Source organism: Bordetella petrii (assembly GCF_017356245.1).
In the GTDB taxonomy this organism is placed as follows: Bacteria; Pseudomonadota; Gammaproteobacteria; order Burkholderiales; family Burkholderiaceae_B; genus Bordetella_A; species Bordetella_A petrii_D.
In genome coordinates, this window is the sequence record NZ_JAFMZZ010000004.1 from 260,263 (window position 1) to 278,448 (window position 18,186).

General features: G+C 66.0%; 18 protein-coding genes and 1 tRNA gene. 6 read left to right on the forward strand and 13 right to left on the reverse strand.

Translation table 11 applies throughout. The annotated features are described in order from the left end of the window. Positions 1-13: 13 nt before the first annotated feature. Together J2P76_RS19375 and J2P76_RS19380 are read right to left on the reverse strand one after the other, a co-directional pair. Positions 14-976 carry a TAXI family TRAP transporter solute-binding subunit gene (locus J2P76_RS19375; protein WP_207409484.1) on the reverse strand — a complete coding sequence of 321 codons (963 nt, stop codon included), beginning with the start codon at positions 974-976 and terminating at the stop codon, positions 14-16. 177 nt (positions 977-1,153) lie between these two features. Beyond that, positions 1,154-2,095, reverse strand: coding sequence for an aldo/keto reductase (locus tag J2P76_RS19380; RefSeq protein ID WP_242697620.1), 942 nt, complete (start codon positions 2,093-2,095; stop codon positions 1,154-1,156). Between J2P76_RS19380 and J2P76_RS19385 the strand changes: the two genes are divergently transcribed. Continuing rightward, positions 1,980-3,053 carry a 5'-methylthioadenosine/adenosylhomocysteine nucleosidase gene (locus tag J2P76_RS19385; protein ID WP_242697621.1) on the forward strand — a complete coding sequence of 358 codons (1,074 nt, stop codon included), beginning with the start codon at positions 1,980-1,982 and terminating at the stop codon, positions 3,051-3,053. The genes J2P76_RS19380 and J2P76_RS19385 overlap by 116 nt on opposite strands. Positions 3,054-3,080: 27 nt before the next feature. On the opposite strand, the gene J2P76_RS19390 is transcribed toward J2P76_RS19385, so the two are convergent. Both J2P76_RS19390 and J2P76_RS19395 read right to left on the reverse strand, forming a co-directional pair. After that, complete coding sequence (locus J2P76_RS19390; RefSeq protein WP_207409487.1) at positions 3,081-4,547, reverse strand: sensor histidine kinase; 1,467 nt, start codon at positions 4,545-4,547, stop codon at positions 3,081-3,083. Beyond that, positions 4,544-5,260 carry a response regulator transcription factor gene (locus J2P76_RS19395; RefSeq protein ID WP_207409488.1) on the reverse strand — a complete coding sequence of 239 codons (717 nt, stop codon included), beginning with the start codon at positions 5,258-5,260 and terminating at the stop codon, positions 4,544-4,546. Before J2P76_RS19395 ends, J2P76_RS19390 begins: the two co-directional genes overlap by 4 nt. 135 nt (positions 5,261-5,395) lie before the next feature. On the opposite strand from J2P76_RS19395, the gene J2P76_RS19400 reads away from it, so the two are divergent. From J2P76_RS19400 to msrA, 5 genes are all read left to right on the forward strand, one after another. Further along, positions 5,396-6,028, forward strand: coding sequence for a cytochrome b/b6 domain-containing protein (locus tag J2P76_RS19400; RefSeq protein WP_207409489.1), 633 nt, complete (start codon positions 5,396-5,398; stop codon positions 6,026-6,028). Positions 6,029-6,040: 12 nt separating this feature from the next. Further along, complete coding sequence (locus tag J2P76_RS19405; RefSeq protein ID WP_207409490.1) at positions 6,041-6,832, forward strand: molybdopterin-dependent oxidoreductase; 792 nt, start codon at positions 6,041-6,043, stop codon at positions 6,830-6,832. Between the two features lie 49 nt (positions 6,833-6,881). Beyond that, positions 6,882-7,181 (forward strand): pentapeptide MXKDX repeat protein, encoded by a 300-nt coding sequence (locus tag J2P76_RS19410; RefSeq protein WP_207409491.1) that lies wholly within the window; start codon positions 6,882-6,884, stop codon positions 7,179-7,181. 70 nt (positions 7,182-7,251) lie between these two features. Beyond that, entirely contained in the window at positions 7,252-7,755 is a 504-nt protein-coding gene (msrB, locus tag J2P76_RS19415) for a peptide-methionine (R)-S-oxide reductase MsrB (RefSeq protein ID WP_207409492.1), read from the forward strand. 23 nt (positions 7,756-7,778) lie between these two features. Then, positions 7,779-8,522, forward strand: a complete 744-nt coding sequence (gene msrA / locus J2P76_RS19420; protein WP_207409493.1) for a peptide-methionine (S)-S-oxide reductase MsrA — start codon at positions 7,779-7,781, stop codon at positions 8,520-8,522. 88 nt (positions 8,523-8,610) lie between these two features. On the opposite strand, the gene J2P76_RS19425 is transcribed toward msrA, so the two are convergent. The 9 genes from J2P76_RS19425 to J2P76_RS19465 all read right to left on the reverse strand — a co-directional run bounded on the left by J2P76_RS19425 (position 8,611) and on the right by J2P76_RS19465 (position 18,089). After that, positions 8,611-10,239 (reverse strand): FAD-dependent oxidoreductase, encoded by a 1,629-nt coding sequence (locus J2P76_RS19425; protein ID WP_207409494.1) that lies wholly within the window; start codon positions 10,237-10,239, stop codon positions 8,611-8,613. Between the two features lie 57 nt (positions 10,240-10,296). Further along, positions 10,297-11,352 carry a DUF72 domain-containing protein gene (locus tag J2P76_RS19430; RefSeq protein WP_242697622.1) on the reverse strand — a complete coding sequence of 352 codons (1,056 nt, stop codon included), beginning with the start codon at positions 11,350-11,352 and terminating at the stop codon, positions 10,297-10,299. Positions 11,353-11,666: 314 nt separating this feature from the next. Further along, a tRNA-Gly gene (locus J2P76_RS19435) sits at positions 11,667-11,740 on the reverse strand. A gap of 205 nt (positions 11,741-11,945) precedes the next feature. Beyond that, the gene (locus J2P76_RS19440) at positions 11,946-12,938 is read right to left on the reverse strand and encodes a Bug family tripartite tricarboxylate transporter substrate binding protein (RefSeq protein WP_207409495.1); all 993 of its coding nucleotides are present in this window, start codon (positions 12,936-12,938) and stop codon (positions 11,946-11,948) included. A 63-nt stretch (positions 12,939-13,001) separates the two neighbouring features. Next, complete coding sequence (locus tag J2P76_RS19445) at positions 13,002-13,952, reverse strand: hydroxymethylglutaryl-CoA lyase (RefSeq protein WP_207409496.1); 951 nt, start codon at positions 13,950-13,952, stop codon at positions 13,002-13,004. Further along, positions 13,949-15,142 carry a CaiB/BaiF CoA transferase family protein gene (locus tag J2P76_RS19450; protein ID WP_207409497.1) on the reverse strand — a complete coding sequence of 398 codons (1,194 nt, stop codon included), beginning with the start codon at positions 15,140-15,142 and terminating at the stop codon, positions 13,949-13,951. The genes J2P76_RS19445 and J2P76_RS19450 overlap by 4 nt, the downstream gene beginning before the upstream one ends. A 116-nt stretch (positions 15,143-15,258) precedes the next feature. Next, positions 15,259-16,158 carry a LysR family transcriptional regulator gene (locus tag J2P76_RS19455; protein WP_207409498.1) on the reverse strand — a complete coding sequence of 300 codons (900 nt, stop codon included), beginning with the start codon at positions 16,156-16,158 and terminating at the stop codon, positions 15,259-15,261. Positions 16,159-16,240: 82 nt separating this feature from the next. Next, positions 16,241-17,266, reverse strand: coding sequence for a tripartite tricarboxylate transporter substrate binding protein (locus J2P76_RS19460; RefSeq protein WP_207409499.1), 1,026 nt, complete (start codon positions 17,264-17,266; stop codon positions 16,241-16,243). Positions 17,267-17,285: 19 nt separating this feature from the next. Further along, entirely contained in the window at positions 17,286-18,089 is an 804-nt protein-coding gene (locus tag J2P76_RS19465; protein ID WP_207409500.1) for an aspartate/glutamate racemase family protein, read from the reverse strand. Positions 18,090-18,186 lie beyond the last annotated feature (97 nt).

An 18,186-nucleotide genomic window follows, 5' to 3' on the forward strand; every position in this document is an offset into this window, starting at 1 on the left:
GAATGGGCCCGGCTCAATCGAGCTTGACGCCTCTTTCGGTGAAATACTTGATGGCGCCCGGATGGAACGGAACCGGCGAGGCCGAGGCCTTCTGATTCTCGAGCTTGAATTCGGCCGTGTCCTTGTGCACCGCGATCAGGTCGTCGCGGCTGTCGAAGATGGTCTTGACGATGTTGTACGCGGTCTGGTCGCTCATCTTCTCGTTGGCCACCAGAATATTCATCACCGTGGCCTGCTTGTTGTCATGGTCCATGCCGCGGTACGTGGCCTTGGGAATCGTGTCTTCCACATACAGATTCCCGTACTTCTTGTTCATGGCCGAAACCAGGTTCGCATTGTCGATCAGCTTGATCTTGGTGCCCGGGGTGTTGGCAAGGTCTGTCACGGCCGCCGTGGGCAGCCCGCCCACCCAGAAGAAGGCGTCGATCTTGTTGTCTTTCATGGCATTGACCGACTCGGCCACGCCCAGCCGTTCGCGCTCGACGTCCTTGTCCTTGTCCAGCCCGGCCGCCTCGAGCATGCGAAAAGCCATGACCTCGGTCGCGCTGCCGGGCGAGCCGGTGGAAATGCGCTTGCCCTTCAGGTCGGCCATTTTCTCGATGCCCCGGCCATCCACCGTGACCACGTGCATGCGGTTCGGATAAAGAATCATCAGGGTGCGCACAGGCACCTTGTGGCCCTTGAACTTGCCCTGGCCCTTGTAGGCATCCGTGGCGGCATCGGACATGGTCAGCCCGATATAAGAAACATCGCCGTCTATCAGCTTCAGGTTGTCCACCGATCCGCCGGTTACCTCGGCGGTGGCCTCCATGCCGGGCACTTTCTTCGACAGCATCGACGCAATACCGCCGCCGATCGGGTAATAGACTCCCCCGGTGCCGCCGGTGGCGATCGAGATATTCTCGGCCGCGGCAGCCTGGAAAAACCCCAAGCACAAACACAACAGGAACGCGAAACGCCGTATTGAAGTAATCATCTTGTCTCCTGGGAGCATTTTTTGATGTTGCGCTGCGATTGCGAAACAATTTCTGTAATGCGATCAGGCCGATGCTGCGTGTACCTCGTCACGGTGTAACCGGTGAAGCCAGCTACGTCAATCAGAGTTCCTGCTAGTATCCATGGCATTCAATCCGGTGAAAATTGTGCGGTTGGATCAGCTTTCAGCGCTGGCCTGGTCCAGCGTGGCCATGGCTGCATCATCCAGCGGCAGCTCGGCAGCACGGACAAGCGATTGCAGCTGCGCCAGGCTGGTGGCACTTGCAATCGGCGCGGCGATACCCGGCTGGCGCATGATCCAGGCGATGGCCACTTCGCTGGATTGCGCGCCCACTTCCCGGGCTACGGTGTCCAGCGCGTCGAGAATGCTCAGGCCGCGATCGTTCATGTACGTGCTGGTCACCTTGGCGCCGCGCGCGCTCTTGCCGGCATCGGCTTCTGTGCGATATTTTCCTGTCAGGAAGCCGGCGGCCAGTGAATAGAAGTTGATAACGCCGACCTGTTGCTCGACGCACAGCGGCTGCAGCGCTTTCTCGAACACGTCCCGGTCGTACAGGTTGTAAAGCGGCTGCAGGCTCTCGTAGCGCGGCAGGCCGTGTTCCCGGCTGATCTGCAGGGCCTGGGCCAGCCGCGGCGCGCTGTAGTTGCTGGCGCCGATGGCGCGCACCTTGCCTTGCGTGATGAGATCGCCAAAGGTACCCAGCACGTCTTCGAGCGGCACATCGGGATCGTCGTCGTGCGACTGATAAAGATCGATATGGTCGGTCTGCAAACGGCGCAGCGACGCATCGACAGCCTCGCGGATATACTCGGGGCGCAGGCCGACCTTGCCATCGCCCATTTCCTTGCCCACCTTGGTGGCCAATACAACCTGGTGGCGCCGGCCCGACTGGCGCAGCCATTTTCCAATCACGGTTTCGGATTCGCCGCCCTGATGGCCGGGAACCCAGCGCGAATACATGTCCGCGGTATCGACAAAATTCATGCCCGCATCCAGCCATGCATCAAGCAAAGAAAAGCTGGTGGCCTCGTCCACGGTCCAGCCAAAGACATTGCCGCCAAAGCACAGCGGCGAAACCTCGAGGGTCGAACGACCCAATGGGCGCAAAGTAAAAGCCATGGCGGGTATGTCCACGAAAACAGATGACAGCAACGATTATGCTGCGCCGGCCGCGGCTGTCAAGAAAACGAAGCGGCCACAGGGGTGCCACATGATATTCACGGATAATGTTCCGAAGCAGCAAGCGCCGGCAGAACGGCTGGCCATCATGGCCGCAATGCCCAAAGAACTAGAGGGCCTCGTCCTGGCGATGGGCCCCTCGATAAGCGTACAAACTGTCGCCATGCGCGACTTCTACCTGGGAAACATCGCGGGCCGCCCCTGCGTGGTTGTTTTAAGCCGTATCGGCAAGGCTGCGGCAGCGGCGACAACCGCCATCCTGATAGAAACCTTCAAGGTAACGGAAATCGTCTTCGCCGGACTAGCGGGCGGCATCCACCGCTCGGTCCAGATCGGCGATATCGTCGTGGCAAGCAGCCTGATCCAGCATGACCTGGACGCCCGTCCTTTGTTTGACCGGTACGAAGTGCCGATGCTGGGTCTTGCACAGTTCGCACCCGACCCGGCGCTAAGCCGGGCGCTTGCCGGCCATGCCGAAGCGTACTTGAAAGAACTGTCCGCCCAGGGCGGCCCGGCCCCGTCGGCGCTGGCGGCGGGCGCCCGGCATCCCCGCGCGCACCTCGGCCTTGTCGCGACCGGCGATATTTTCGTAAGCGACCCGGCTTGCGGCGCCGAGATACAGGGACGCCTGCCCGAGGCGCTTTGCGTCGAGATGGAAGGCGCGGCCATGGCCCAGGTGTGCTACGAGTTTGGCGTTCCGTATGCCGTGATGCGGGTGGTTTCCGATCATGCCAATCAGCATGCAAAGGATCACTTCGCGCACTTTCTGGAACAATGGGCCGGGCGCTACACCTGTGGCGTGTTGTTGAAATTCATGGCAAGCCGGGATCAATCCGGCGCAAGCCGAAGCATTCCGGAACCCGCCCAGCCAGCTTGACGGCCGCGCGGCCTCACCCGGGCGCGGCTAGCGCCCTGCCGGCAGTACGAACCGGAACACCGCCCCCTGCCCGGGCTCGTCGAGCAGCCTGATTTCGCTGCGGTGCAATTGCAGGATGCGCTGCACGATCACCAACCCCAGCCCCCCGCCGTCGCGCCGATGCTGACTGAGCGCCGACGCGCGCGTGAACAGGCCGGCGCGCAGCTCGGCCGGGATCCCCGGGCCGGTATCGCTGACGCGCACTTCCACTGCCTGGCCGGCGCTGCCCAGCCGCACCTGGATGCCGGTGCCCGGCGGGCTGTGGCGGATGGCGTTGTCCAGCAAGTTGGTCAGCACCCGCTCGATCATGGCCAGGTCGGCATGCACGGGCGGCAGCTCTCTGGGGAAATCGGTACTCAGGTGCTGGCGCCGGGCTTCGGCGGCCAGCTCGAACTTCTGGATGACGTCCTGCACCAGTTCCGGCAGTGAGAACGTGTCCAGCTCGGGCTGCACCAGCCCGGATTCGAGCCTGGCCAGCTCGAACAGCTCTTGCGCCAACCGGCCGACCTTGCGGCTTTGGCCCAGGGCGATGTCCAGGTAGCGGCGCCGCTCGTCGGGCCCCAGCGACTCGTCCTTGAAACGCAGGGTTTCCAGGTAGCCGTGCAGCGATGTCAAGGGCGTGCGCAAATCGTGCGAAATATTGGCGACCAGGTCGCGCCGCTGCTGGTCCTGCTGTGTCAGTTCACGCCACTGGTCGGCGATGCGCTGCCCCATTTGCGCGAACGCGCGCCGCAGCACGGCGATTTCGTCGCCGCGCCCGTCGGTGTCGCCGGCCCGGTAGAGCGCGGCCGCGGCAGCGCCATCGGCGTCGAAGTTGCGCACCGCCTGTGTCAGCGCGCGCAACGGCCGCGTAATCAACGCAAACGCCACCAGCCCCGCCGCCAGCCCCAGCAGCGCCACCAGCGCGATCGACCACAGCGTGGCGCGCAAGACCGCGCTGGCCGACACCGTCGAGGCCAGCGCATCGTGGGCTTCGCCCTGCAGCACCACATAGACGTAGCCGCGATCCTGTCCATCGATGCGGATCGGCGCCGCGCTGAACACTTTGCGCATGCCGGTCCCGCGCGGGTCGACGCCCAGGATGGGCAGGGCCTCGCCCGCCAGGAAGCGGCGCACCGGATCCAGGTCGACCCGGTCCAGCTTGACGTGGCCGGCCGGCGCCGCGTCGGCCTCGATGCGGCCGTCATTGCTCAGCAGGTAGACCTCGACCGCCGGATTCACGGCCATCAGCTGGTCGAACAGGGTGCGCACCGACTCTGGCTTCCAGCCGTCGGCGTCCATCAGCGGACGGCTGCCGGCAATGTGCGCGGCCAGGCCGCTGGACAGGCGCTGTACGACTTCTTCTTGATAGCGTTCATTGGCGGCCATGTGCAGCCAGGCAGAAGCGCCGCAGCAAGCCAGCAGCAACAGCGCGAACACGGCCGAGAGGCGCTGGGTAAGGGTCAGGCGCTTCATGTGGGCTCTCCGGAGGCCGGCGCGGCGAATTTGTAGCCGCGGCCCCATACGGTAAGAATCCGGCAGGGCTCGGACGGATCAGTCTCGATCTTGGTGCGCAGCCGGTTGATGTGGGTATTCACCGTGTGCTCGTAGCCTTCGTGCTGGTAGCCCCATACCTGGTTCAGCAAGTCCATGCGCGAGAACACCTTGCCGGGATGGCGGGCGAAGAAATACAGCAGGTCGAACTCGCGCGGCGTCAGTTCCAGCGGCCGGCCGTCGACCGTGGCGTCGCGCGCCACCGGGTCGATAGAAAGGCCCGAAATCTCCAGCCGCCCGGCATCCAGGCGGGCATTGCGCTCCAGCGCGTCGGTGCGGCGCAGCAGCGCCTTGATGCGGGCCACCAGTTCCAACATCGAAAACGGCTTGGCCAGGTAGTCGTCGGCGCCCAGTTCCAGCCCCAGAATGCGGTGCACCTCGCTGGAACGCGCGCTGGTAATGATGATGGGCGTGTAGCGCGCCATGGCGCGGGCGCGCTTGCAGATTTCCAGGCCGTCGATGCCGGGCAGCATCAGGTCCAGCACCAGCGCGTCCCAGCGCCCGGCTTCCAGCTGGCGCAGGCCGGCCTCGCCGTCGGCCGCGTGGGTCACCGCATAGCCCTCGTCGCGCAGATGCAAGTTCAGCAGGTCTGCGATGTGGACGTCGTCTTCAACTATCAGAATGCGCTTGGACATGGCGGCAGCAAGAAATACGGGCAGGGAATACGGGCCGGATACCCGCTATTGTCGCCAATTGCGGCGGGCCAGTTATCACATTTAATTTAAGTTTGCGTGAGGACTTCGCCATGCGGCGCGGGCAAGAATGCCCGCATGGCTACTCCATTACACCCCTATCCGCAGGCCGGCGCCGCGCCCCGTGACCGGGCCATCCACCCCGCCTGGCTGCGCGCCGCCCACTGGCTGAACGCCCTGGCCGTGCTGGTCATGATCACCAGCGGATGGCGCATTTATAACGCCTCGCCGCTGTTCGATTTCAGCTTCCCGGCCGGCATCACCCTGGGCGGCTGGCTGGGCGGAGCGCTGCAGTGGCATTTTGCCGGCATGTGGCTGCTGGCCGGCAACGGGCTGCTGTACCTGGCCCTGAACCTGGGCACCGGCCGCCTGCGGCAGCGCTTTTTCCCGCTGTCGCCGCGCGCCATTGCCGCCGACCTGGGCGCCGCGCTGCGCGGCCGCCTGTCGCATGCCGATCCGCGCCATTACAACGCCGTGCAGCGCCTGGCCTACCTGTTCGCCATGCTCGATATCGCGGTGCTGGTGCTGTCCGGCCTGGTGCTGTGGAAATCGGTGCAGTTCGAAACACTGCGCGCGCTGATGGGCGGCTATGAGGCGGCCCGCTATGTGCATTTCGTCGCCATGGCGCTGCTGGCCGCCTTCGTAGTGGTGCATGTGCTGATGGTGGCCCTGGTGCCGCGCACCCTGTCGGCCATGATCCGCGGCAAATAGAAGGACACAGGAATGATCCGGCATAAACGCCCCACCCTGCCCGGCCTGGACGGCCCGGCCATTATGCAAGAGGCACGCAAGCTGCTTGCCCCCCGCATCGAACAGCCCGCGCGCCGCGCATTCCTGCGGCGCACGCTCAGCCTGGGCGGGCTGGCGCTACTGTCGGGCTGCAGCCTGAGCGATGACGAAAGCGTCGAACAGGCCCTGGCCGCCGTGTCCCGCTTCAACGACCGGGCGCAGGGATGGATCTTCGATCCCGGCCAACTGGCGCCCACCTATCCCGAATCGATGATCACCCGGCCGTTTCCCTTCAATGCCTACTACGGCATCGAGGATGTGCCGCAGGTGGACGAAGCCGGCTACCGGCTGGAGCTGGCCGGCCTGGTGGCCGACAAGCGCCCCTGGCGCCTGGACCAGCTGCGCGCGATGGCGCAGGTGGACCAGGTTACGCGCCATATCTGCGTGGAAGGCTGGAGCGCCATCGGCAAATGGGGCGGCGTGCGCTTTTCGGACTTCCTGAAGCGCGTGGGCGCCGACCTGCAGGCCAAGTATGTCGGCTTCAAGTGCGCCGACGACTACTACACCAGCATCGACATGCCCACCGCCCTGCACCCGCAGACCCTGCTGGCCCTGACCTACGACGGCCAGTCGCTGCCGCCCGAATACGGATTTCCCATGAAGCTGCGCATGCCGACCAAGCTTGGCTACAAGAACCCCAAGCACATCCAGGCCATCTACGTGACCAACACGTTTCCTGGCGGATATTGGGAAGACCAGGGCTACAACTGGTTCGGCGGCAGCTGACGAATTGTTCAACCCCGCGGCTGCGCCGCAACAGACTGGAGCTTCCACCATGAAAAAAAGCGCGATCTACGCTGTCTCGATGTGCCTGGCTTTGGCTGCCGGCGGCGCCTATGCCGCCGACGGCATGAGCAAGGAGGGCATGGCCAAAGACGGCATGGCCAAGAGTTCGATGTCCAAGGACGGCATGTCCCGGCACGAGGGCATGTCCAAGGACGGCATGAAGAAAGACGGCATGTCGAAGAACTCGATGTCCAAGGACGGCATGAAGAAAGATGGCATGTCCAAGGGTTCGATGTCCAAGGACGGCATGAAAAAAGACGCCATGTCGCACGACGGCATGAAGAAGTAGCAATCCAGGACCGCGTGGCAGCGGCCCCCGCTCGTGCGGGCGCCGCGGGCCGCATGCTATGGAGCAGATCATGAAAACGACTCGCAGGCTTTTCCTGGCCGCCGGCGGCGGCGCCGCCCTGGCCGGGATGCTGGGCGTGCTGGCCAGCCCGCGCGGACAGGCCCGGGCCGCGGAAGAGGCCTTTTCCGTCATGCACAGCGATGCCGAATGGCGCGCCCTGCTGACGCCGGCGCAATACGCGGTACTGCGCCAGGCCGACACCGAACGGCCCTTTTCCAGCCCCCTGGACCACGAACACCGTCATGGCACCTATGCCTGCGCGGGCTGTGGGCAGGCGTTATTCTCATCCAATACAAAATTCGACAGCGGCACCGGCTGGCCCAGTTTCTGGCAACCGCTGCCGCACGCGGTCGGCACCACGCGCGACCGCAGCTTCGGCATGGTGCGCACCGCAGTGCATTGCGGCCGCTGCGGCGGCCATCTGGGCCATGTCTTCGACGATGGCCCCAAGCCCACCGGCCTGCGCTATTGCATGAATGGCGTGGCGCTGGCCTTCACGGCAGCGGCATCTTGACAGCCCCTTACAGGAACTTCGCCATGAGCCCGACCTCTGCCACACAAGCCGAAAAAATCGGCTCCCCCGCCCGCCGCGCCTGCTTCAGGCTGGCCGGCGCGGCCCTGGCGGCCGGCGCCGCCTGGTTCGCTTTCCAGACGCCCGGCCGCGCCGCCGAAGCCGTATTTCATATTCCGCCGCCCCAGGTCGACTTGCCCGCCAGCGAAACCGGCACAGCCACCGCCGTGCTCGCCGGCGGATGCTTCTGGGGCGTGCAAGCGGTATTTCAGCACGTGAACGGCGTCACCCAGGCGCTGTCGGGCTATGCCGGCGGCAAGGCCGATACCGCCGACTACGACACCGTCAGCAGCGGCAGCACCGGCCACGCCGAGGCCGTGCAGATCACCTACGACCCCAGCCGCATTACCTATGGCCAGCTATTGCAGATCTACTTCTCGGTGGCCCACGACCCCACCCAGCACAACCGCCAGGGCCCGGATGTAGGCACCCAGTACCGGTCGGCCATTTTCCCGGCCGACGACGCCCAGCGCCGCGTCGCCGAGGCCTACATTGCCCAGCTGAACCATTCAGGAGCCTATGCGCGCCCGCTCGCGACCACGGTCGAAAAGGCGGGGGGCTTTTATCCGGCAGAGGAATATCACCAGAATTACCTGGTCCGGCACCCCGACAGCCTGTACATCGTCATCAATGATCAGCCCAAGGTGGAGAACCTGGCCAAGGAATATCCTGGCCGGTACCGGCAGGCGCCGGTATTGGTGGGGGGGTGATTTTGCAGCAACCGGGAGAACCACGGCGGCCGGCAGCTCGACGGCGCCGCGGCGGTCGCGGGCCCGGCGGGCGTCGACCGGAGCTTGCTTATGTAGCCTGGCCTGCCCGACGCACGACATCTTCGGCGCAAAGGTATCCCCAGCTCATGAAAGGCCCCAAGGTAGTCCCGGCGCCCATGCCGCGGGTGCCGATGGGGTTGGCCATGGATGCGCCGGCACAGTACAGGCCCTCGATCACGCTTCCATCGGGCCGCAGCGCTCGCCCCCGCGCGTCGGTGCGCGCGCCTCCCTTTGTGCTCATGATCGAACGGTTGAAACGGATGGCGATAAAGGGAGACTGGACGATGGGCTCGAACCCGCCCCGCTTCCGTTTATCGGCCGCCTGCTGCGCTTTCGTGCGTCCGCGGCCGAAATCGCTATCGACGCCCGTGGCGCAAAGGGCGTTGTAGCGCGCGACCGTGTCCGCCAAAGCGCCGGGCGGCACGCCGATCTTCAGCGCCAGCTCTTCTAGGGTCGCGGCTTGGACCAGCCAGCCCGGCGCCAGCCTGGCCAGCCAGCGAACCAGCGGCATCCTGGGCAGGTAGCGCGCATCGGCCACGACATGGGCCGGCAAATGCAGAAACTCGCCCGACCCGGGATCGCGGCGATCTATCACTTCGCCGATATTGGGAATGAGCTCATCCGTGAAGCGGCGCCCATCTCTATCGATCAAGATCGAGTTGGCCTCTCCGTGGTACGGAACCGGCATGCCGTGCACGGCGCCGCGATAGCGTTTGGGGATAGCCGGCGTGAAGGTCGCCTGGTCCATGCGAGCGAGTTCGGCGCCGGCCTGCGCGGCCATGGCCTGGCCGTCGCCTGTCAGCGATCGCGGGCCGCCCAGAAACCCCAGGGGCCCCGGCAGATAACGGGCCATCATTTCCGGATTCCATTCGAATCCCCCCGTCGCGACAAGCACGCCATATCGCGCGCGGGCATCGTGCGCGCCACCTCGCCAGGCTATGCGCGCCCCTGTGACCCGGCCGCCCTCGAGCAACAGCTCCGTGCCGCGCGCCTCGCGCAGAATCCGGCATCCCGCGTCGACGCAGCCGCGCACCAACCCGGTTATCAGCGCGACGCCCTTTCCCGCGGAAAGCGTGGACATCCGGCCCAAGAGCCGCGGCAAGAGCTGGAACGTAGTGGAAACGGGTCGATGGTACAGATCGGTTTCCAGCACCTCATGATAGGTATAGGGTTCCGGCAGCGTCGAGCCGCGTATGCTGAAGGCAAAACGCCCCGCCGCCAGCCGGCTAAGCGGCAATGGCGACAGCATGCGCCCCTTGCGCCGCGCGCCTGGCACGCCGGCATAAGGGTCGGGCTCGCCCGTCAGGCGGAAACGCAGCGGCGTGCGTTGCTCCAGCAGTTCGAGCATGGGCGGCCCGGCCGCCAGCATGGCGCGCCAGGATGGCATTTCGTCCCAACCCTCCGGAGAAGCGCCGGCAATGTAGCGCAACGCATCATCCAGGTTGTCTTCAAGGCCCGCTTCCCTGGCCAGGTGATTACCCGGCACCCATATTCCTCCGGCAGACATGGCGCTGGTGCCGCCGAGCAGGCCCGTTTTTTCGCAGACCAGGACACTCAGGCCGGCTGTCGCCGCGCGCAAGGCAGCAGTCAGCGCGGCGCAGCCCGACCCCAGGACGATGAAGTCGTAAGCTGAATCGAAAGGCGAGGCATTCGCCATGGACAGCCCCTGATGACGATGTGGGGATGCCACTCTACCAGCAACCGTGCGCCGGCTCTACGCCGCAATGGCCTGGGCCAGCTTCTGGATGGACAGCGGCGCGCAGCCCTCGGCATCGTTGCTGACCGTCACGTAGGCCGGCTGGCCCGCGCCCGTGATCCCGCGGATCGTGCGCGCCAGCACCGTGCGGGTAGGAAGATCCTCGCTGAGAATGGCATTGAACGGGTCGTGCTTTTTCTGCGCGTCGACATAGCCATACGCGCCGAAAATGCGGTTCAGGTTCCACCGGCAGACCAGCGGCCCCGGCCATAGCGCGCGCAGCATCGGCAATTGCTCTTCGATCGGCGGCATCTTGCCATGCAGGCCCAGGCAGAAAGTAGCCCCATGCGCCTTGAGGGTGTCGACCAGCGCCTGGTCCAGTAGTTCAGGGTCCCGCACTTCCACCGCGACGATCACGGCGCCATGCGCGGACAGAGCCTCCCGGACAGCCGCCAACATGCGGCCCAGCTTCTCAAACAGCGCTGCGGGGCGACTCAGCCACCCCCAAGGCAGGGGACTCAACTGGAACACCAGAACGCCGAGCTTGGCGCCCAGACCTTCGAGCGCCGGCCGCACGAATTCCTGGATGGCCAGCGACGGATCCAGGAAAACCGGGTTGATCTCGCGCGTCCTGCCTTCTTCGCCCCGAACCTGGGCGTCGGTAATGCTGGCCGGACATTTGACGACGAAACGGAAGTCGTCATCGACCTGCCCCGCATAAGCGGCATACTGGCTTGCCGTCAGCGGGCGCCAGAACGTGCGGTCCACACAAACCGTGCGCAAAAGCGGATGCTGATGGTAGGCGCCAAGACCATGCCTGGACAGCGTGCTCGAATCGTATTCGCCATCCCAGACCAGCCCTTCCCAGCCCGAGTATGACCAGGTAGAGACGCCAAAGCGCAGCTGCGCCGGAAGCTGCCGTGCGAGCGCGCCCCACCCCTGCCCCGCGGGAGCGGGAAGCACCTTGGCCATGCGCCGAAGGACGGAAAAATCCGGATTCGCCTGAGAGGCCGCATGGTTCGAGGAGTTGGCCGAAGGCTGGAGAAGCGCGTCTCCGAAAAGGTCGTCTTGCATACTTGTCGTACTGGCACGAAGGTAGGCTAAAGGGTACTTGAATAACACCGGGCCTATTTCGGATATGTACGTCAGTCAGCGCCGCTCTTGCATTCCGAATCCCAAATCAGGCAGGATGGGGCTCATGACCGTCACTGTGTGGGCTGGCGGCAGCGGTCATGCGGCACACCATGTTGATGGGCCGAAACATGTACCGAACTGAGGTGCCAGGGGTGGATTTTCCTGATCCAAACAGCATCAGGAATAAAAACATCGCTGCATTTCAACCACTTGGGGTTACTTCCCAAAGTGACGAGATGAGTGTGAAGCGCGAATGGAGCGGGTGATGGGAATCGAACCCACGCTTGAGGCTTGGGAAGCCGCCGTTCTACCATTGAACTACACCCGCTTAGGTGTCGTACCGCGCCCATGCAGGCGCAGCAGAGAAATCGAATTATAGCGGGGTTTCGGACCCGGGGCCGCGGCAGCGGAAAGGCGCCTCGCCCAACACCGCTGTATGCCGCGCCTGTCTCGGTCGTACGGTGTCAGGCACCCTGGCGGGAGCCTGACACCTGCCAAGACACCTGGTGACCCGGGTGCTCAGCCAATCAGCCTCAGTTGGCCTTGATCCCCGCGGCCTTCACCACTTTGCCCCAGCGGTCGTACTCTTGCTGGGTGTATTCGCCCAGCTGGGCCGGGCCCATGAATTCCGCTTCGGCGCCCTGCTCGGCGGCCTTCTGGCGGAACGCGTCCGTCTTCATAATGCCTTCGATGGTGCCGGCCAGCTTGTCCACCACCGCCTTGGGCGTCTTGGCCGGCGCGTACATGGCGAACCACGACGACACCAGCAGGTCGGGGTAGCCCGCTTCCGCGGCGGTGGGCACGCCGGGCAGCGAATCCAGGCGCTTCGGGCCGGTTACGGCCAGGGCGCGCAGCTTGCCTGTCTTGATGTGGGGAATCAGCGGCGGCGGGGTGGTGATGGTCAGGTCGACGGCGCCGCCCAGCAGGTCGGTCAGCGCGGGGCCGGTGCCCTTGTAGGGGATGTGAGTCATCTTGATGTCGGCCATCTGCTTCAGCAGTTCCGTAGCCACGTGCTGCAGCGCGCCGTTGCCCGACGAGGCGTAGTTCAGCTTGTCGGGATTGGCCTTGGCGTAGGCCACCAGTTCTTTCAGCGTATGCACGGGCAGGCTGGGGCGCACCACGATTACCTGCGGCGCCGACAGGATATTGGCGATGGGCGCGAAATCCTTGATCGGGTCCCAGCCTTGCGGGGGCTGCACGTGCGGGGAAATGGCGTTGTAGCCCGAATATTGCAGCAGCAGCGTATAGCCGTCGGGCGTGGCCTTGGCCACGGCCTGCGAGGCAATGGCGCCGGACGCGCCGGGCTTGTTTTCCACCACCACGCTCTGGCCCAGGGCCTCGCCCAGGGGCTGGGCGATCAGGCGGGCGGCCAGATCGGTGGTGCCGCCGGGCGCGGCCGGCACCAGCAGCGTAATGGCGTGGTCCGGATAGTCGGCGGCCAGGGCGGCGACAGGGTTGGCGGCAACCGCCAGGGCGGCGGCGGCCAGGCAGGCGCGCAGCGGTTTCGGTAGGAAGGGGATGCTCATGGGGAAAGTCTCCTGGTGATTTGTTATCGGCAAGAAAGTTACTACGCCTGAAAAACGCCCGGGTCAGGCGGGCCCGAACCGCTCGGCCAGCCACGCGGGCGGCGCATGGGTGGCCAGCCGGTGGCCGGCGGCCAGCAAGGGGGTGGAAAATTCGCGCTGCACCAGCTGCGGCAGGCCCCGCACGATGGCCAGCAGGGCCTGCAGGTCTACGCCGGTCTGGGTGCCCATGCACTCGAACATGTGCACCAGTTCCTCGGTATTTACGTTGCCGCTGGCGCCGGGCGCGTAGGGACAGCCCCCCAGGCCGCCGGCGGCGGCGTCGAAGCGCGCCACGCCGGTCTGCCAGGCCGCGATGGCATTGGCCAGGGCCATGCCGCGGGTGTTGTGCAGGTGCGCGGTCAGGGGAATGCCCGGCAGGGCGCGCGCCACTTGCTCGCACAGGTCCGCCACCTGGGTGGGGTAGGCCATGCCGGTGGTGTCGCACAGCGTGATGCCGGCGGCGCCGGCCTCGGCCAGGCGGCTGGCCAGGCGCAGCACTTCGCTGGCCGGCACGTCGCCGTCGAAGGGGCAGCCGAACACGGTGGACAGCGATACGTTGCAGGGCACGCCGGCCGCCTGGGCGGCCTGCAGGATGTTGATCAGTTCGCCCAGCGACTGTTCGCGCGTCATGCGCAGGTTGGCGCGGTTATGGGTTTCGCTGGACGACATCACCAGGTTCAGCTCGTCGGTGCCGGCTTCCAGGGCGCGTTCCAGGCCGCGGATGTTGGGCACCAGCGCGGTGTAGATGACCCCGGGGCGGCGCTGGATGCGGCGCATCACGTCCTGCGCGTCGGCCAGCGCGGGAATCGCCTTGGGCGAGGTAAAGCTGGTGACTTCGATGCGGGCGTAGCCGCAGGCCGACAGGGCGTCGACAAACGCCACCTTCTCGTCGGTGGGCACGAAGGCTTTTTCGATCTGCAGGCCGTCGCGCGGGCCGACTTCGTTGATTTCGATGCGAGGGGCGCCGGTGTTCATGCGATGACTCCACGGGCGCGCAGTTGCGCGCGTTGTTCGTCGGTAAGGCCGGCCGCGGCCAGCACGGCGTCGGTGTGCTCGCCCAGGGTGGGCGCGCGGTCGTGGATGGCGCCGGGGTTGGCGGACAGCATGGGAAACACCGCCGGCATCTCGACGCGCACGCCGTTGGCGCCTTCGATTTGCGCAATGGCGTTGCGGGCGCGGTAGTGCGGGTCGCGGGCGATATCGGCCACGTTGTAGATGCGCCCGCTGGGCACGCCGGCCTCGCGCATGGCGTCCAGCACGTCGTCGATGCTGCGTTCGGCCGTCCAGGCGCTGATGGCGCCGTCGATTTCTTCGACGCGGGCGGCGCGGCCGTCGTTGTGGGCCAGGGCCGGATCCTGCCCCAGGTCGTCGCGGCCGATGCGGGCCATCAGGCGCTGGTAGATGGTGTCGCCGTTGCCGGCGATCAGCACGTAGCCGTCGCGGCAGCGATAGGCGTTGGACGGCGCGATGCCGGGCAGCGAAGCGCCGGCCGGTTCGCGCACCGCGCCGAAGGCGGTGTATTCGGGCAGCAGGCTTTCGGTCAGGTTGAACAGGCTTTCGTACAGGGCGGCGTCGATGACCTGGCCTTCGCCGCCGCGCGCGTCGCGCTGGTACAGGGCCAGCAGCACGCCCAGGGCGCCGTGCAGGCCGGCAATGGTATCGCCCAGCGACAGGCCGCCGCGCACCGGCGCGCGGCCGGGCTCGCCGTTCAGGTAGCGCAGGCCCGCCATGGCTTCGCCGATGGCGGCGAAGCCCGGTTCGCGGGCCTTGGGGCCGGTCTGGCCGTAGCCCGAAATGCGCAGCATGATCAGGCGCGGGTTCAGTTCATGCAGGGCTTCCCACGACAGGCCCCATTTTTCCAGGGTGCCGGGGCGGAAGTTCTCGATCAGCACGTCGGCATGCGCGGCCAGCGTGCGGATGATGTCCTGGCCTTCTTGCTGACGCAGGTCCACGCATACCGATTGCTTGTTGCGCGACTGGGCTTCCCACCACACCGAGGTGCCTTCGTGCAGCAGGCGCCACTTGCGCAGCGGGTCGCCCAGGCCGGGCGGCTCGATCTTGACGACCTGGGCGCCGAAGTCGGCCAGGGTCTTGGCCGCGAACGGGCCGGCGATCAGTTGGCCGAGTTCCAGCACGCGTATGCCGGCGAGTATCTGCCCTGCCATGCCTGCTCCAGACATCTAAATGATTATGACGGCTGGCAGTGTGCGCGAAACAGCCGCAGGCCGGAATGTTTATTGCGGGAAACGGGGGTTTCCCAAACAAGAAACCCCCTGCCGCCTCAGGCGGCGTCGCTGCGCAAATGGGCCAGCAGCAGGCGTGCGGCCACGGTCAGCGTGTCGGCGTCGCGCACGCCCAGCAACAGCCAGCGGTGCGCCCAGTCGTCGGTCAAAGGGATCAACCGGATTGACATCGAGCGCGCATGCGGTTCCGCCGCCAGGCGCGGCAGCACGCCCACGCCCCCGGTGGCCACCACCATGCGGCACATGGCGTCGAAGCTGCGCACCTGGATGCGCAGCCGCATGGTCTTGCCCAGGCGGGCGCATTCTTCATTCAGCCGGGTGGCCAGCGAGGTGGCCTGCGGCAGGCTGACGTAGGCATAGTCCAGCGTGTCCTGGAAAGCCACCTGCGGCAGGTTGGCCAGCGGATGGCGCTGCGGCGCGATCAGCACCAGGTCGTCGGGGCGGTACGGCACGGTCAGCAGCCCGTCGGCCTGCGTGCGGTCGGCAAACACGCCGATGTCGGCGCGGTTTTCCAGCACGGCGGTGACGATCTCGCTGCTGTTCAGTTCTTCCAGGTCGACGCGCACCGCCGGGTGCTCGTCCATGAAGCTGGCCAGGTCTTCGGGCAAGAACTGCGTCAGCGCCGAGGTATTGGCGGCAATGCGCACCTGACCGCGCACGCCCTGGGCGAAGTCGGACAGGGTGACAGCCATCTGCTCCACTTCCTGCAGCACGCGCTGGGCGTGGGCCAGGCAGGCCTGGCCGGCGTCGGTAAGTTCGACCCCGGCCGTATTGCGGTACAGCAGGGGCGTGCCCAGCGCGGCTTCCAGGTCGGAAATGCGCTTGCTGGCCGCCCCCACCGCCAGGTGCGACTGGCGCGCCCCGGCGGAAATACTGCCGGCGCGCGCCACCGCGACAAACAGCGCGAGCGTGGTCAGGTCGAAACGGGCGAAATTCATGCGGCAGATGCTACCCCACAACCGGGCAAAGCAGGCGCCGCGCCGTTTGTACGGCTGGAACTTGCCAGACTCCTGGCAGTCATCAATCCATGCGCTCGACCTTGGCCCCCTGCACGATCTGCCCCCAGCGCTGCGTTTCATTTTTCAGGAACGCGCCGAACTCCTTGGGCCCCTGCCCCAGCACATTGACCCCCATGGCGTCGAACCGCTGCCTGGCTTGCGGCGTTTGCAAGGTGGCGCGCACAGCGTCGTCCAGCTTGGCCACCACCGGGTCCGGCACGCCGGATGGCGCCATCACCCCCCACCATACCGATACCCGGTAGTCGGGATAGCCTTGCTCGGCAAAGGTCGGCACGTCGGGCAGCGAGGGCGAACGCCGGTCGTCGGCCACGGCCAGCGCGCGCACCTTGCCCGACTGGACCAGGGGCAGCGCGGTGATCTGGTTGATGATGATGGCCGAAATGCGGCCCGCAAGCAGGTCGCTCATGGCGGCGGCGCCGCCGCGATAAGGCACGTGCACGATATCGATGCCCGCCATGGCCTTGAACATTTCGCCGGCCAGGTGTTCCGACGTGCCGTTGCCGCCCGAACCGAAGTTCAGGTGGCCCGGGCGTTTTTTGGCCAGCGCGACGAAGTCCTTCAGGTTCTTGGCCGGCAGGTCTTTGTTGACGATCATCACGCTGGGCACTTTGCCGATCAGGGTCACCGGACGCAGGTCGCGGGCCGGGTCGAATGGCAGGCGCTTGTACAGGCTGACGTTGACGGCCGTGGCCGGCGAAGCCAGCAGCAGGGTGTAGCCATCAGGCGCCGACTTGGCCACGAAATCGGACCCCACATTGCTGCCGGCGCCCGGCTTGTTCTCGACCACCACCGGCTGGCCCAGCCGGTCGCCCAGCCCCTTGGCCGTGATGCGGCCCACGGTATCCACGCCGCCGCCCGGCGCATAGGGCACCACCAGGGTCACCGGCCGGGCCGGATAATCGTCGGCCGCCGCGGCGGGCGCCGCCGCGCAGGCCGCCGCCAGAGCCATGGCCGCGCCGGCCAGCCCCGGGCGCGCCCAGCCGCGCAATGCCATCATGGTACGGATATTGATATTGATGTTTTTCATGTCTCCTCCTGCGGAATAGTCAGGACGCCGCGGGGTACACCGGCCCGTAATGGGCCCGCAGTTCGTCCAATTGCCCGGCGGGCGGCATGGCATACATGGCGCGGCGCGAGGTCCATACACCCCCCATCGCGCGGCGCATGCGCACGGCCGCTTCGCCCATCTTCACCAGCGAGGTCACCCCGTTCAAAATCGGAATGCCCGGCGCCACTTCATGCACCTGGTGCTTGGCCAGCAGGGCCATCAGCACGCCGACGGCGGGAATGACCACCTCTGCCCCGCCTTCCACATGCACGCGCGCCTGCGCCAGAAACTGGTCGATCAGCGCACGGCCGGCCTGTTCATCGGCAAAGCCGCTATCCAGGTCGACCAGCCGCTCCACCGTCATGGACCGCACCGCCCACAGGCGGCTGGACAGCCCATACTTGCCCACGTTCTCGACAATGCGCGGGGCGTGCTTGGCGTTGCCGGTAACCAGCGCGAAATTGGCCCCCATCATGCAGGCCAGGTGCGTCGAGGTCTCGCACAGGCCCAGCACCGGCATCGAGGCGATTTCGCGCGCCTCGCGCAGGCCGGGGTCGCCGATGTTGCCGATCAGGAAGGCGTCATAGCCCTCGCGGGTGGCGCGCTCGACGTTGGCCAGCACTTCCTGGGCTTCGATGAATTCCAGGTAGCGGTATTGGTCGCCGATGCCGCCGCGCGCTTCGATGCCATGCACCTCGATCTGTGTGTCGGGGTCCTTGGCGTGCGCCAGCACGGCGCGCAGGGTTTCGTTGTAGGCCGGCCAGGCATCCGGTCGGGTCAGGCTCTGGTACCAGATTCTCATCGCGCCTCCTTGGCGCCGTGCTTGCGGATAACGGGGCCAGTGTAGGAAGCCGATGCGCCGGGATAAACCAGCTTGCCTTCAAAATACTATTAACCAA

What these genes read in the sequence shown, in the direction of transcription:
- msrB (WP_207409492.1), top strand. Translation starts at nt 7,252, where the DNA reads ATGAAAACGACTCGCAGGCTTTTCCTGGCCGCCGGCGGCGGCGCCGCC.
- J2P76_RS19425 (WP_207409494.1), bottom strand. Translation starts at nt 10,239, where the DNA reads ATGGCGAATGCCTCGCCTTTCGATTCAGCTTACGACTTCATCGTCCTG.
- J2P76_RS19460 (WP_207409499.1), bottom strand. Translation starts at nt 17,266, where the DNA reads ATGAAAAACATCAATATCAATATCCGTACCATGATGGCATTGCGCGGC.
- J2P76_RS19450 (WP_207409497.1), bottom strand. Translation starts at nt 15,142, where the DNA reads ATGGCAGGGCAGATACTCGCCGGCATACGCGTGCTGGAACTCGGCCAA.
- J2P76_RS19395 (WP_207409488.1), bottom strand. Translation starts at nt 5,260, where the DNA reads ATGTCCAAGCGCATTCTGATAGTTGAAGACGACGTCCACATCGCAGAC.
- J2P76_RS19405 (WP_207409490.1), top strand. Translation starts at nt 6,041, where the DNA reads ATGATCCGGCATAAACGCCCCACCCTGCCCGGCCTGGACGGCCCGGCC.
- J2P76_RS19465 (WP_207409500.1), bottom strand. Translation starts at nt 18,089, where the DNA reads ATGAGAATCTGGTACCAGAGCCTGACCCGACCGGATGCCTGGCCGGCC.
- J2P76_RS19455 (WP_207409498.1), bottom strand. Translation starts at nt 16,158, where the DNA reads ATGAATTTCGCCCGTTTCGACCTGACCACGCTCGCGCTGTTTGTCGCG.
- J2P76_RS19375 (WP_207409484.1), bottom strand. Translation starts at nt 976, where the DNA reads ATGATTACTTCAATACGGCGTTTCGCGTTCCTGTTGTGTTTGTGCTTG.
- J2P76_RS19385 (WP_242697621.1), top strand. Translation starts at nt 1,980, where the DNA reads ATGCCCGCATCCAGCCATGCATCAAGCAAAGAAAAGCTGGTGGCCTCG.
- J2P76_RS19430 (WP_242697622.1), bottom strand. Translation starts at nt 11,352, where the DNA reads ATGCAAGACGACCTTTTCGGAGACGCGCTTCTCCAGCCTTCGGCCAAC.
- msrA (WP_207409493.1), top strand. Translation starts at nt 7,779, where the DNA reads ATGAGCCCGACCTCTGCCACACAAGCCGAAAAAATCGGCTCCCCCGCC.
- J2P76_RS19410 (WP_207409491.1), top strand. Translation starts at nt 6,882, where the DNA reads ATGAAAAAAAGCGCGATCTACGCTGTCTCGATGTGCCTGGCTTTGGCT.
- J2P76_RS19440 (WP_207409495.1), bottom strand. Translation starts at nt 12,938, where the DNA reads ATGAGCATCCCCTTCCTACCGAAACCGCTGCGCGCCTGCCTGGCCGCC.
- J2P76_RS19400 (WP_207409489.1), top strand. Translation starts at nt 5,396, where the DNA reads ATGGCTACTCCATTACACCCCTATCCGCAGGCCGGCGCCGCGCCCCGT.
- J2P76_RS19445 (WP_207409496.1), bottom strand. Translation starts at nt 13,952, where the DNA reads ATGAACACCGGCGCCCCTCGCATCGAAATCAACGAAGTCGGCCCGCGC.
- J2P76_RS19390 (WP_207409487.1), bottom strand. Translation starts at nt 4,547, where the DNA reads ATGAAGCGCCTGACCCTTACCCAGCGCCTCTCGGCCGTGTTCGCGCTG.